General features: G+C 69.0%; 13 protein-coding genes. 4 read left to right on the top strand and 9 right to left on the bottom strand.

The features are described 5' to 3' along the window. Positions 1 to 8: 8 nt before the first annotated feature. Positions 9 to 845, top strand: a complete 837-nt coding sequence (locus J3476_RS09150; RefSeq protein WP_207066173.1) for a class I SAM-dependent methyltransferase — start codon at positions 9 to 11, stop codon at positions 843 to 845. Here J3476_RS09150 and J3476_RS09145 read toward each other — a convergent pair. Beyond that, on the bottom strand, positions 821 to 2,020 hold the full coding sequence (locus tag J3476_RS09145; RefSeq protein ID WP_207066172.1) for an NADH:flavin oxidoreductase: 1,200 nt from the start codon (positions 2,018 to 2,020) through the stop codon (positions 821 to 823). The genes J3476_RS09150 and J3476_RS09145 overlap by 25 nt on opposite strands. Positions 2,021 to 2,055: 35 nt before the next feature. On the opposite strand from J3476_RS09145, the gene J3476_RS09140 reads away from it, so the two are divergent. Beyond that, positions 2,056 to 3,069, top strand: a complete 1,014-nt coding sequence (locus tag J3476_RS09140; protein WP_207066171.1) for an NAD-dependent epimerase/dehydratase family protein — start codon at positions 2,056 to 2,058, stop codon at positions 3,067 to 3,069. Here the strand turns inward: J3476_RS09140 and J3476_RS09135 are convergent. The 3 genes from J3476_RS09135 to J3476_RS09125 all read right to left on the bottom strand — a co-directional run bounded on the left by J3476_RS09135 (position 3,013) and on the right by J3476_RS09125 (position 5,680). Further along, positions 3,013 to 3,615: a helix-turn-helix domain-containing protein gene (locus J3476_RS09135; protein ID WP_207066170.1), complete on the bottom strand. Its 603-nt coding sequence runs from the start codon at positions 3,613 to 3,615 to the stop codon at positions 3,013 to 3,015. The two genes, J3476_RS09140 and J3476_RS09135, sit on opposite strands and share 57 nt — an antisense overlap. A gap of 78 nt (positions 3,616 to 3,693) precedes the next feature. Next, positions 3,694 to 4,539 carry an SDR family oxidoreductase gene (locus J3476_RS09130; RefSeq protein ID WP_207066169.1) on the bottom strand — a complete coding sequence of 282 codons (846 nt, stop codon included), beginning with the start codon at positions 4,537 to 4,539 and terminating at the stop codon, positions 3,694 to 3,696. A 109-nt stretch (positions 4,540 to 4,648) separates the two neighbouring features. Continuing rightward, positions 4,649 to 5,680, bottom strand: coding sequence for a fused (3R)-hydroxyacyl-ACP dehydratase subunits HadA/HadB (locus J3476_RS09125; RefSeq protein WP_207066168.1), 1,032 nt, complete (start codon positions 5,678 to 5,680; stop codon positions 4,649 to 4,651). 115 nt (positions 5,681 to 5,795) lie between these two features. Between J3476_RS09125 and J3476_RS09120 the strand changes: the two genes are divergently transcribed. Together J3476_RS09120 and J3476_RS09115 are read left to right on the top strand one after the other, a co-directional pair. Then, positions 5,796 to 5,996 carry a zinc-ribbon domain-containing protein gene (locus J3476_RS09120; protein ID WP_207066167.1) on the top strand — a complete coding sequence of 67 codons (201 nt, stop codon included), beginning with the start codon at positions 5,796 to 5,798 and terminating at the stop codon, positions 5,994 to 5,996. A 43-nt stretch (positions 5,997 to 6,039) separates the two neighbouring features. Beyond that, on the top strand, positions 6,040 to 6,951 hold the full coding sequence (locus J3476_RS09115) for an NAD(P)H-binding protein (protein ID WP_207066166.1): 912 nt from the start codon (positions 6,040 to 6,042) through the stop codon (positions 6,949 to 6,951). Between the two features lie 4 nt (positions 6,952 to 6,955). Here J3476_RS09115 and J3476_RS09110 read toward each other — a convergent pair whose 3' ends face one another. The 5 genes from J3476_RS09110 to J3476_RS09090 all read right to left on the bottom strand — a co-directional run bounded on the left by J3476_RS09110 (position 6,956) and on the right by J3476_RS09090 (position 12,071). Beyond that, positions 6,956 to 8,995 (bottom strand): DUF1214 domain-containing protein, encoded by a 2,040-nt coding sequence (locus tag J3476_RS09110; protein WP_207066165.1) that lies wholly within the window; start codon positions 8,993 to 8,995, stop codon positions 6,956 to 6,958. A 142-nt stretch (positions 8,996 to 9,137) separates the two neighbouring features. Beyond that, positions 9,138 to 9,803, bottom strand: a complete 666-nt coding sequence (locus J3476_RS09105) for an SDR family oxidoreductase (protein WP_207066164.1) — start codon at positions 9,801 to 9,803, stop codon at positions 9,138 to 9,140. Between the two features lie 164 nt (positions 9,804 to 9,967). Then, positions 9,968 to 10,495 (bottom strand): hemerythrin domain-containing protein, encoded by a 528-nt coding sequence (locus J3476_RS09100; RefSeq protein ID WP_207066163.1) that lies wholly within the window; start codon positions 10,493 to 10,495, stop codon positions 9,968 to 9,970. A gap of 40 nt (positions 10,496 to 10,535) precedes the next feature. Next, positions 10,536 to 11,360 (bottom strand): adenylate/guanylate cyclase domain-containing protein, encoded by an 825-nt coding sequence (locus J3476_RS09095; protein ID WP_286182789.1) that lies wholly within the window; start codon positions 11,358 to 11,360, stop codon positions 10,536 to 10,538. A gap of 12 nt (positions 11,361 to 11,372) precedes the next feature. Next, positions 11,373 to 12,071 (bottom strand): proteasome protein, encoded by a 699-nt coding sequence (locus tag J3476_RS09090; RefSeq protein ID WP_207066162.1) that lies wholly within the window; start codon positions 12,069 to 12,071, stop codon positions 11,373 to 11,375. Between the last annotated feature and the right edge of the window lie 2 nt (positions 12,072 to 12,073).

The following is a 12,073-nucleotide window of genomic DNA, read 5'->3' as shown; positions in this document are numbered from 1 at the left end:
TCGGTCAGGTGGATCGCGCCGATGACGACAAGGTGGACGCCCGCACCCTGACCGGTGTCTCGGAAACGGCTCTTCTCACGCTCTACGGCAGGGCGCACCAGGCCCGTCACCCCAACGCCATCATCGACGATCCGATGGCGATCAGGCTGGTGGACTCGATCGAATTCGACTTCGCCAAGTTCGGCCGCAGAGGCCAGGAGATGGCGCTGCGCTCACTGGCCTTCGACGCGGCGGCAAGCCGCTACCTGGGCGATCACCCGTCCGCGACGGTGGTGGCGTTGGCCGAGGGGCTGCAGACCAGCTTCTGGCGGCTGAGCAGCACGATGGCTGACCCCCAGTTCCGCTGGCTGACCGTGGATCTCGCGCCGGTGGTGGCGCTGCGGGAACAGTTGCTGCCGCCGTCGCCGCGGGTGACGTGCCTGGCGCAGTCTGCGCTGGACTTCAGCTGGATGGACCAGGTGGACACCGGCGACGGGGTGTTCATCACCGCCGAGGGACTGCTGATGTACCTGCAGCCCGACGAGGCGATGAGTCTGATCCGAGAGTGTGCCCGCCGGTTTCCCGGCGCCCAGATGGTGTTCGACCTGCCGCCCACCGTCGTCAAGAAGCTCGCCCCCAAAGGCGTGCGGTCGTCGCGCCGCTACCGCGTCCCACCGATGCCGTTCAGCCTGTCGGCGGCACAACTGGCCGAGCTGGCCCACACCGTGCCGGGCATTCGCGCGGTGCACGACCTGCCCATGCCCGCCGGGCGGGGCCCGTTCTTCGCGCACGTCTTCCCGCGGTTCTGGCAGTGGCGCGTGACGCGGAACCATCGCGGCGCCTACACGCTGCTGGAGTTCGGCTGATCACGCAAGGCCGACCGGACCACGCACTCGGTACCGCTGTAAACGGTGGGCATGCACTTCATGCAGTGGATGCATCTGCCGGCGTCGCGTTCACCGCGCGCAAAGGTGTCGACGAGATCCGGTTCCCGCAGCAGAGCACGCGCCATGGCGACGAACTCGAAGCCTTCGGCGACCGCAGCCTCGGCGGCGTCGAGGCGATTGATGCCGCCGAGCAGCATCAGCGGCATCGACAGCGCTTCACGGAACTGCCGAGCCAGCGGCAGAAAGAACGCCTCCTCGAAGGGGTAACTGCGGAAGAGGCGGTGACCGATGAGTCGAAGGCCCAGCCCGACCGCGCGGGGCTGGGATGCGATGAACTCCGCCATGGGAACGTCACCGCGGAAGTAGTACATCGGGTTGAGCAGCGAACTGCCTCCGGTCAGCTGTAGCGCGTCGACGTGACCATCGCTCTCCAGCAGCTGCGCGGTGGGCAGGCTGTCGGTCAACCAGAAACCGCCGCGGACTCCGTCGTCCATGTTGAACTTCGCGGTCACGGCGATACGGTCGCCGACGGCGAGCCGCACCCGTTCGGCGACCCGGCGGCCGAGCTCAGCCCGGCGCACCCTGTCACCGCCGTAGCGGTCGGAGCGCCGGTTGAGGTTGGGGCTGAAGAAGGAGCTGATCAGATAGCCGTGGCCCATGTGAATCTCGACAGCGTCGAAGCCGCAGTCGACCGCATGGGCCGCGGCTGTCCCGAAGTCGGCGATGACCGTGTCGAGTTGTTCGGGGGAGGCGCGGCGGACCAGACCCATGGCGGGGGCACTCAGGCGGGTGGACGGCGCCAGGGTCGGCATCCTGTTGGACAGCGTGTTGGCGACCAGCCCGGCGTGGCCGATCTGTGCGCAGGCCAGGGCGCCGTGTGCGTGCACGGCGTCGGTGAGCCGGCGAAGCGCTGCAACACCCGTGTGGTCGAGCACCACGGTGTCGCGGTGCACCCGCCCTCCGGGTGACACCGCGCAGTAGGCCACGGTGGTCATCGCGGCGCCGCCGCCGGCGACCTCGGCGTGAAAGTCGATCAGGGCGTCACTGACTTCGCCGCGGGGCATCACCCCCTCGAACGTCGCCGCTTTGACGAACCGGTTCTTCAGCACGAGTGGCCCCAGCGGAACCGGCTCGAACACACTTTGCGATGCCATTGGTATCGTAATAGCACTCGAGAGGGGAGCATGCAATGCGCGTAGCGGTCACCGGGGCCACCGGTTACCTCGGCGCCCACACGGCGCTGGCGTTGCTCGAGGCCGGCCACGCGCTCGACCTGCTGGTGCCACCCCACGAACGCGAGACCCCCGTGGTGGATCGGTTGCGCAGGCGGGGAGCGGTTTCGGTGCTCATCGGAGACGTCCGCGACGAAGCGGTCGTGACGCGATTGCTCTGTGACGCCGACGCGGTGCTGCACGCCGCGGGCGTGGTCGGCACGGGGGACCGCGATGCGCGCCTGATGTGGGAGATCAACGCGTATGCGACAGAGTGTGTCCTGACGCGCGGGGTGGACCTGGGTCTGGATCCGGTGGTGTCGGTGAGCAGTTACAGTGCCCTGTTCCCGCCGCCGGCCGGGGTCATCACGCCCGACACCCCGACGGCCGCCGGTCGCAGTGCCTACGCCAAGACAAAGGCTCACGCGGACCGGGTGGCGCGGCGCCTGCAAAGCAGCGGTGCGCCCGTGGTCACGACCTACCCGTCGAGTGTGGTCGGCCCGCCCTTCCACACCGCGGTCGGGGTGACCGAGCGGGGCTGGCAACCTCTGATCCGCTGGGGGATCGCGCCGAGCATCCGCGGGGGCATGCAGATGATCGATGTGCGCGACGTCGGCGAGGTGCACGCGCGGTTGATGCGACCGAATCGTGGTGCACATCGCTATCTGTGTGGCGGGGTGATGGTGTCGTTCGACGAGATGGTCGATGCGCTGGAACAGGGTTCGAGGCGGCGGATACGGCGGGTCGGTCTGGCGCCGGGCGTATTTCGGACCCTGGGCCGGGTCGCCGACCAGGTCGGGCGGGTCCACCCGCTGGCCGAGGGGCTGAGCCTGGAGGCGGCGTCGCTGTTGACGGCCGCTGTCCCGACGGATGACAGCGCGACACTGTCGGAGCTCGGCATGCGTTGGCGTAGCCCCACGGCCGCGATCGTCGAGTCAGTCCAGGCGGCTCTCCACCGCGGCGGTCAGCAACTCGGTGATGCGCCGCAGTAGTGCCGCCGAGTCGTCATCGGTGGCGACCGTCGTGACGAACAGCGCTGCACCGGCGGCCAGGACCAGAAGGGCCCGGGAGTCCAGCTCTGTTCTCCGGCGCTGGGCACGGGTCGCGGCAGCCACGTGCTCGGCGTACAGCGCGATCGCGGGCCCGCTGAAGTTCGCCCACAACGTCGTTCGAAGCGCCTCGTTCTCGCGCAGCGCGAGGAGCAACCCGGGTACCGCCGCGTGCACATCGGGCCGCGAGAACAGCTGGTGGCTGCCCCGCACCACCCAGTCGATCCAGCCGTTGAGGTCTGTGCCGGAGAACGGTGCCAGATCGGGGGATTCGCCGAGGATGGCATGCAGGACCAGCTCGGCCTTCGATGGCCAGCGGCGAGTCAGGCTGGCGCGCCCGACGCCGGCCCGGGCGGCCACCAACCTGACGCTGAGGTCGTCCCAGCCCACCTCCAGCAGCAGCTCCCGCGTCACCGCCAGCACACGCTCGTCGATCGAGTCGTCCCGCGGGCGTCCGGCCGCTCTGCGGGGGGCGTCGTCTTCTGTCATCACCTTCAGTATCGCGGTGTCGCCGGCGGATGCCGCCCGCAGCTCGATGTCAGCACGGTCTCGACGCGACCCGCCGTGTCATCCCCGGAACTGACGCAGGTACCGGGGCAACCGGCGCAGCGACACCGCACGCGGCCAATCGTCGGCGCGGAAGTGTGCATCGGTGCCGCCGTCGACGACGATCACGCTGCCGCACAGTGACTCGGCAGCATCGGAGAGCATGAAACAGACCCACCGGGCGACGTCATCGGCATCGCCGAACTTCCCCACCGGGATCGGAAACCGGCGGACCGCTTTGCCCTGACGGGGATGGGCCAGTTGCTCTTCCAGCAGAGGGGTCTGCACCGCGCCGGGCGCCAGGACGTTGAGCCGGATGCCGACCCCGGCCCAGGCGGGCAGCACAGCGGTGCGACGCGACCAACGAGTGACTGCGATCTTGGAGGCGGCATACATGAGCGTCGGCGCGACCGGGCCGAACATGCGCAGTGACCGCACGGCCGCGGCGGTGTCGCCGGCCAGCAGCGCAGCGACGGTCCGCGCCGGTACGCCCGGCACGGTCGTCGCCGAGTTACTGCCGAGGACAACCACTTTCGCGTCACCGGAGGTGGCCAGCAACGGTCGCCAGTGCCGCAGCAGATCCACGGTGCCGGAGACGTTGACCTCGGCGATCTGACGCAGCCGGTCCCTGCCGGCGGCAGGGCCGAGACCGGCGGCCAGAACTACGCCATCGAGGTGGTCCGTCGACAGCACCACCTGACGGGCCGCGTGGTCGCGTCCCTGCTCCGTGGACAGGTCCGTCACGACATCGACGGCGTCGCATGCGGTGATGTCGACTCCGATGACCGTGTGTCCTGAGGCACGCAACCGCGTGGCCGCCGCTGCGCCCATGCCGGATGCGGCGCCGGTCACCACATAACGGCCCACGCAGAGCACCCTTCTCGACGGCACCTCGCTGCTGTTTCACCACAGCAACACCATTACGGTACCGCTGGTTCAGAAATATCGGGTAGCCGACCGTCCGGGCGGGTGAGGCTCAGCGAAAGCGTACGTGCATCGTCGCCAGGCCGAAGATCTTCTTGCCCTCCGACTTGGCGGAGACCAGAACGACGCCGCTGCGCGTCTCCGGGTCCAGGGACTTGATCCGTCCGCTGTACTCGATGTCGGCGCCCTCCTTGGCCGACACCACCGCGGGCGCCGAGAGCCGCACCGCGTAGCGGGTCACCGCACCGGGGTCGCCCGACCACGCTGACGCGAAGCCGGCGCCCAGACCCATCGTCAACATGCCGTGGGCAATCACGTCGGGCAGGCCCGCCAGCTTGGCGATGTCCTCGTCCCAGTGGATCGGGTTCGCATCCCCAGCCACCCCGGAGTAGTTGACCAGATCCCCACGGGAGAGCCGGGCATGGTGCGGCGGGAGCTCGTCGCCCACCTTCACCTCGTCGAACGACGGGGTCCCCGGTGTGCGCGTGAAGGCGCCCTCGGAGATGCGCACCTCACCCTCCGGCCGCACGGTCTTCTCGTAGGCGGTGTCGGACTGCCCGACAGCCAGGATGTTGACGTCGTGCATCATCGCGTTGTGCACGGCGGTCTTGATGGCCGGGTCGACGTCTTCGGCCGTCACCCCGACGACGGTCGTGTGCAGGGTGTGCACCCGCTCCCCGGCGGTGTCGGTGAACGTGTTGGTCACGGTCACCAGGTCCCTGCCGGCGATCCTGCGCACCGACGTCAGCTCGACATCGATGGTCAATTCGTCGCCGGCCACGATTGGCCGGTGCTGCTCGAAGACCTCTTCGGTCTGCATCCAGGTGTCGTAGCCGACGACGATCTCCTCGAACATCCGCCGGTTGCACGTCATGCCGGGCGTCGAGGTGAACGTCAGCGGTGCGACCAGGTCCGGATAGCCCAGGTCGGCGGCGGCCGCGACATCCCAGTGGGCGGGGTGGTAGTCCTGCACAGCGCGGGCGTACTCGCGCAGCTTCTCGCGGCCGACCAGGTAGGTGTCGTCCATCCGGTACCAGTGGCCGACCCGCGCTTCGAGCTGCGACGCCTCTGCTGCTGTGGTCATGTGTGCTGTCCCACTTCTCTCTCGACTGGTCAGCTGACGCCGACCCCAGCACACTAACGCGCCGGCGATCAGGCGCCGCGGACCAGTTGTCGCGCGGCCCGCCTACGCTGGCGACGTGTTGTTCCTTCTGTTCGGCTACGGGACCAAGCAGAAGGCTCTCGGCCCGGGTGAGGTTCGGACCTGCCCACGCTGCCACAACACCACCCAGTGGATGCGGATGCGCCAGTTCAAGCAGTTCACGCTGTTCTTCATCCCGGTCGCGCGGTGGAGTCGCCGCCAGTTCGAGGTGTGCGGCATCTGCGGGGCGTCCGTCTGACTGTCCGCCGGGTGAGGGTTCCGGCGGTGGCATGGTGGAGCGCATGACCAGCACGCAGTCCCTCACCGTCGTCGTCACCGGAGCCAACGGATTCGTCGGTGCGCGCACCTGTGCCGCGCTCGTCGAGCGCGGTGCCCGGGTGCGTGTCGTCGTCCGGCGCGCCGGCGCGGCGCCGCGGCTCGACGGTGTCGACGAACGGGTGGGTGACTTCGGTGATCCGGCCTTCGCCGCCGAGGTCGTCGACGGGGCCCGGGCCGTCGTGACGACCGTGCACCCGATGGGCTCGGACCGCCGAACCCAGCACCGGGTGGCCGTCGAGGGAACTCCGGTGATCGCCCGCGCGGCACGCGACGCCGGCGTCGACCGGCTGGTGCACATGTCGACCGCCGGGGTCTACGACCGCTCGCCCGGCGTGGGCGACGTGGCCGAGTCAGCCCACCTGGTCGACGACGACGGCGGTGACTATCCGGTCACCAAGCGCGACACCGACGCGGCGCTGGCCGACGTGGACGGCATCACCCGGGTGCTGGTGCGCCCGCCGGCGATCCTCGGTCCCGGCGCCACCTCGATCTGGAACACGTTGCGCCCCAACGAGATGGCGGACAGCGGAGCGGCGCACCGGACCAACCCGGACAAGACGTTCGCCTGGGTGCACGTCGACGATCTGGCGGCGCTGCTGGCCGACCTGGCGACCGGGCGGATCGCCACGTCGAGTGACCTGCAGCAGGGCCCGATCGAGGGCGGCTGCTCGGTCGTCAACGTCGCCGGCGAGGCCGCGACCCAGCGGGATTATCTGACCGCGGTCACCGACACGCTCGGCATCGATCCCGCTTGGAACGACGAGCCGGCGTGGACGGGCCAGATCGTCGCCGACCGGGCGCGGGGCTGGGGGTGGGCGCCGCGGGTCTCTCTGACGCAGGCGCTCGACGAGCTCCGGGACGGGTTGCGGCGTTGAACCCTCACACCTGCGGGTAGGGCGCCCAGCGCTTGTCGTAGCCGGCCTTGCGCGCGGCCAGCTGCACGGCCCGCTCCTGCGGCGTCACGAACACGGTGCCGGCGGGCAGCTCGTCTTCGAGGTCCTCGAGCTTGACCACCACCGACTGCACCGAGGGCACCGCGGGTGATTGCGGATCCAGGTTCTGGAAACGCATCGAGATGATCCCCTGGTTCAGGCCGCCGGTCGACACCCAGTTGGCGACGCCGGGATCGGCGACCGACACGACCAGGGTGTAGGTGCCGTCGGCGTTGGCCACCGACTGATCGTCGTTGAGACTGGTCTGCTCGTTCCAGTAGTCATCGGTGATGGTCCAGTCGTTGTAGACCGGCACGGTGAAGAACCCGGCGTTACCCGGGTCGATGGTCAGCACCAGTGCCTCGTCGTCGGCGAGCTGGAAGTAGCCGTTGCTCTGCAGTTGGTTGGCCAGGAACTCGGCATTGCTGGCCGGCTGCGTCATGACATTGGGTTGACGCAGTTCTCCGGTGTCGGGGTCGGTGGTGGCCAGTGCCATGTACTTGGCCTGCTCGTTGGCGCCGCGGACCAGCAGCAACAGGGCGGCCAGCGTGCCGCGCACGGGACGCCATTCGGCAATGCCCAGCGGCGGGATAAGCGATACCAGCGACGTCAGGAACGGGCTGTCGTTGACCAGACCGCCGAGCAGGACGAAGCCGCCCAGCTGGGCGAACAGGCTGTTGCGGGGACCCGCGACCCGCTGCACCGCAAGCTCCATCGGGTCTTCGACGTTCCAGTCTCCCAACGTGTTTCGAGCGGCGATCAGCGTGGACCGGGAGGTCAGCTGCAGGTGGTTGGTCTGTCCCGGCGCCGCCGGGTCACCGCTGACGGTGATGACGAACGATCCGTCGTCGTTGATGTCGAGATCGGGCAGGGTCAGGATCGTCGACGTCGTGCCCGCGGTGCCCTCGAGCACGCTGAAGGTGGTGTCGGCCGGGATGCCGTCATAGATACGTCCGGTGAGCACGTACTCCGAGGTCTTGTTGACCGCGATGAACCGGTAGATGGTGTCGGGGTTGTCGTAGAGCAGGCGCGAGCCGCCGACGTCGATGCCGTACCAGCTGTGCGGGGGCGCGACCTGGGTGACCACTGCCGGGTCCAGCGGGTTGAGGATCTGCTGCTGGAACGACGCGGCCAGCGCGTACTCGTCGATGGCGTTGTCCAGGGCCTCCCGGTTCGCCGCGTCGGGACCGCCGACGAGGGCGAACTGCTCCTTGGCGGCGGCGAGGAAGCCGAACCGCAGGATGATCTTCATCAGGGCCACCGGCAGCGACTTGGCCGTCGACATCGCGATCTTCTCGCGTTCGATCTGCTGTGGGGTGCCCAACGGGCTGACCTGGTTGGACAGTTCAGCATCGGCGCTGACGGTCTGCTGCTCGGTGACGACGACAGTCTCCGAGGCTGCCAGCCGTCGCGGTGCCGGTGCCGGAACCGCCGGGGCCGCAGCCGGAACCTGCGGATCGTCGGCGTCGGACCCGGCATCCGACTCGGTGTCTACGGCGGCCTCGGCGATGACCGCCGGTGCCTCGACCGTCCGGGCGACGGTCACCGCAGCGGCGTCCAGCTCGTGCTCGTCGGCCGCCTCGTCGTCCGACTCCGCGGCCGCCTCGGCCTCGGCTGCTTCCTCGGCCTCGGCCTCCGCTTCTGCTTCCGCGTCGGCTTCTGCCAGATCCTCACTGTCGCGAACGTCCGCATCCTCGTCGGCGTCTTCACCGACGGCTTCGGCCGGCGACGGCGTACTCGGCGAGGACGCACTCACCGACGACGATTCCGTCGACCCCGACTCACCGGTCGATGCACTGCTCGCGGACTCGGAGGACGACTCGGACGACGCCGCGCCGTCGGTGTCGGCGTGCGCGGCGGGGATGGCCAGCGCCGAACCCACACCGAGGAAGACGGCCAGCGCACCGACCCTGCCGATGAACGTGGCGTACCCCAGCGCCGGACGTGGCTGATGCTGCTGGGCTACCGGCTCCGATGAACGGCGCATCCCGACTCCTGGTGTGTGCTAGATCACTATTGCACCACTAGGTGTAGCAGTAGCGGTGCGTAAGCACAACACTTGACGGGATGTGTCTCACTCATGCGACAAGCGGAAGATTTTGTCGCGGTTCGGATCCCGAGGGGTCCGCTCAGGCGGTCGTCAGGTAGTCGGCCCGTCCGACGTAGACGATGCCGGGGGACGGGGCGGTCGTCGCCGCCTGCGCAATCACCGCCGCGCGCATGACGATGGTGTCGTCGACCATGTCACCGGACACCACCGTGAAGCCGATTCCGGCCCGGACGAACTCCGGCCGCATGGCGTACAGCGCGCTTTCGCCGGCGCGCTTGCTGACAGCGACCGCGGCATACCCCTTCGGCACCGCCTTGTGGGGGAAGAAGTGCGCCTGGTGACTGGTGACGAACACGATCCGTGCCCCGGCGGGCATCAGCGGCATCGCCATCGTGGCCAACCGCTTCTGAGCGTCGCGGTTCAGCCGCATCGCGTACTCGGGATCGGCGCCCGTCTCGCGGCTGTGGGAGGCATTGAGGATCAGCGCGTCCAGTCGCCCGAACCTCGCCCGGATGGTCTCCATCATCGCCGTGACGTCGGCCTCCTCGGAGATGTCGGCCGCGATCGTGGAGGCCTGGCCGCCGACGTCGCGGATCGCCTGCACGATCGAGGCCGCGCGATCAGCGCTCTTGCGGTGGTTGACGAGGACGTGAGTGCCGGGGGTGGCGAGTTGCAGCGCGACCTGGGCGCCGATCCCGCGAGACGCTCCGGTGATGAGAACGATCCGTTCGGGTCCGAGTGGCATGCCGAGTCCTTCCGTCGCGGCCGCTGCGTCCGTCGCACCTGTGCGGCCGGCTGCCGCCACCCTACACCGATTTCTAAGAAAAATAAGGGCTACATAAGGTCACGGTAAGGCCATGAAGTGATCGCGCCCCGGTCGGCGCGGCGGTCAGCAATTCGGCGACAGCACTACGGCGAGTGCTCCTCGATGTACTCGTCGGCGTCCTTGTCCCGGTTGTCGACCCCTTCCAGGGACTCGCGGTCGGCGTAGAACCTGAGCCACTGCATGCCGAGCTGGTGGCGCAGTTCGAGCGTCGCACTCTTGATGAAATCGGGCATCGCCTCGCGCTCCTCCTCATCGAGGTGTGAGCCGTTCTCTTTGCGGGCCGTGTTCACCGCCTCGAACCACTGCGCACTGCCGGGCTCGTGCCGCCGTGACTCGCGCACCGCGTCACGGATGTCGTTGTGGTCGGTGATCGCGTCCTCGGTCTCGTCCTGCGGGTCGCCTTCGGGGTTGCCGGGATCCTCCCGGCCGCCGTGCTTCAGCAGCGCGGGGTAGAACACGGCCTCCTCGGCCTCGGCATGCGCGTCGAGCCGGGCGCTGAGCACGCTCCAGATCGCCTGCAGCTCGGCATCGGACGTCGCGTCGTCGAGACGGAAGAACTGCCGCCGCAGCCAGTCGTGGTCGGCGTAGATGAGCTCGATGATGTCGGCCATGAGCGACAACTTCCCCGCTGGGCGGCGGTCGAAACGCCGGTCAGGGCGCGGACATCTCCAGCGCGTGGACCGTTTGTGCATCGGCGATGCCCTTGAGCCGGACCTCTCGGCCCGTGGCGAACGAGAAGCCGTCGGCGTCGGCGACCGAATCGCGCAACGCCGCGCTGACCAGGATCTCCCCACCGCGGGCCAGGTCGGCGATGCGGGCGGCCATCACCACGTCGAGCCCGAACAGGTCGTGTCCACGGCGCACCGACGTGCCCGCGTGGGCGCCGATTCGCACCCGGATGCCGTTCCACCGCTCGGTGTCGCCGCCCAGGGCACGCTGGACGTCCAGACTGCACCGCAGGGCTTTGGCGGGGTCGGCGAAGGCGATCATGAACCCGTCGCCCTGATTCTTCACCACATATCCGCCGTGCGCGGCGACGCTGTGCTCGACCAGCTTGTTGTGACGTTCGAGAACGGTGATCCAGTCGCGGTCGCCCAGCGTCTGGTTGTGCCGCGTCGAGTCCTCGATGTCGGAGAAGAGCAGCACGACGCTCCCGTCGGCTGTGATCCGGGCGAGGTCGGGACGCTCCACGCGGGCCCAGCCGGCCAGATCGTCGATCGAGTGGCGGATGGACCCGCCGAGGCCTTTGCGGATCAGCGAGTCGGCGGTCTGCACCGTGTCGACGACCGTCTTGACCGCCAGCGGCGCCACACCGCGGGGTCTGCGCCGCGGCCGGCTATCGGCGCTTCGGGTGGGGCGATCCCGCAGAGCGCGCCGCGCCGACGTCAGCTTCCGTCGCATCACCAGCGTCACGACGCCCAGCGCGATCAACGCAGCCAACTCGACCACGGCGATGACGAACAGCGCGACGGTCACCGAATGCCCCGCTCAGCCGAACAGCGTGTCGAGGACGTCGCGCTCCCGGTCCTGCCAGCGCCGGACCTCGGCGCGGGCATTGTCGATGTCCTCCGGAGTGAGGTGGTCGGCGCCGTCGGCGGTGATCCGGCAGACGTCCATCGGTCCACCGACGGTCGGCGAGGTCTCGTCGAGTGCGTCGAGGACACGCAGCGCGGCCAGCACGCCGTACTCGACCGGGCGCTCGTTCATCCGGAAGTTGGCGAGCAGGGCACGCGCCTGCTGCGCCATCGGCGCCCCGCTGCCGATGGCGTGGAAGCCGATCTCCTCGTAATGGCCGATGAGCCCGTGCGGGTCGACGTCCACCATGAACGGCTTGCCGTCCGAATAGCCCGCGGCCAGCACGTAGGTCGCCGGCGTGGAGCCGCTCTTCTCCTGCCCCGGAACATCGTCGATGAAGTTCTCGTAATGGTGCTGCAGCACCGGAACGACCCGGGTCTGCAGCGCCCGCCCGACGTCCCCGGCCTCGACGATCGTCTCGGGCTGGGAGTCGAATATCTGCTCGAGGTCGTAGAGCACCGCGCGTGAGCCACTGCCCGCCCACGCGGCGCGCCGGCCCAGGCCGTGCAACTTCTGGGCGGGATAACTCAATCCGCGGTCCGGCTCGGTGATCTGCGAGTCGGCGGCCAGCACCAGCCCGTCGGCGCAGCGCAGCGCCAGCACCACGGTCATGG

The organism is Mycobacterium sp. PO1 (genome assembly GCF_017312405.1).
Taxonomy (GTDB): domain Bacteria; phylum Actinomycetota; class Actinomycetes; order Mycobacteriales; family Mycobacteriaceae; genus Mycobacterium.
Note: the sequence above shows the minus strand (reverse complement) of the source record. Positions and strands in the feature narration are given on the sequence as shown.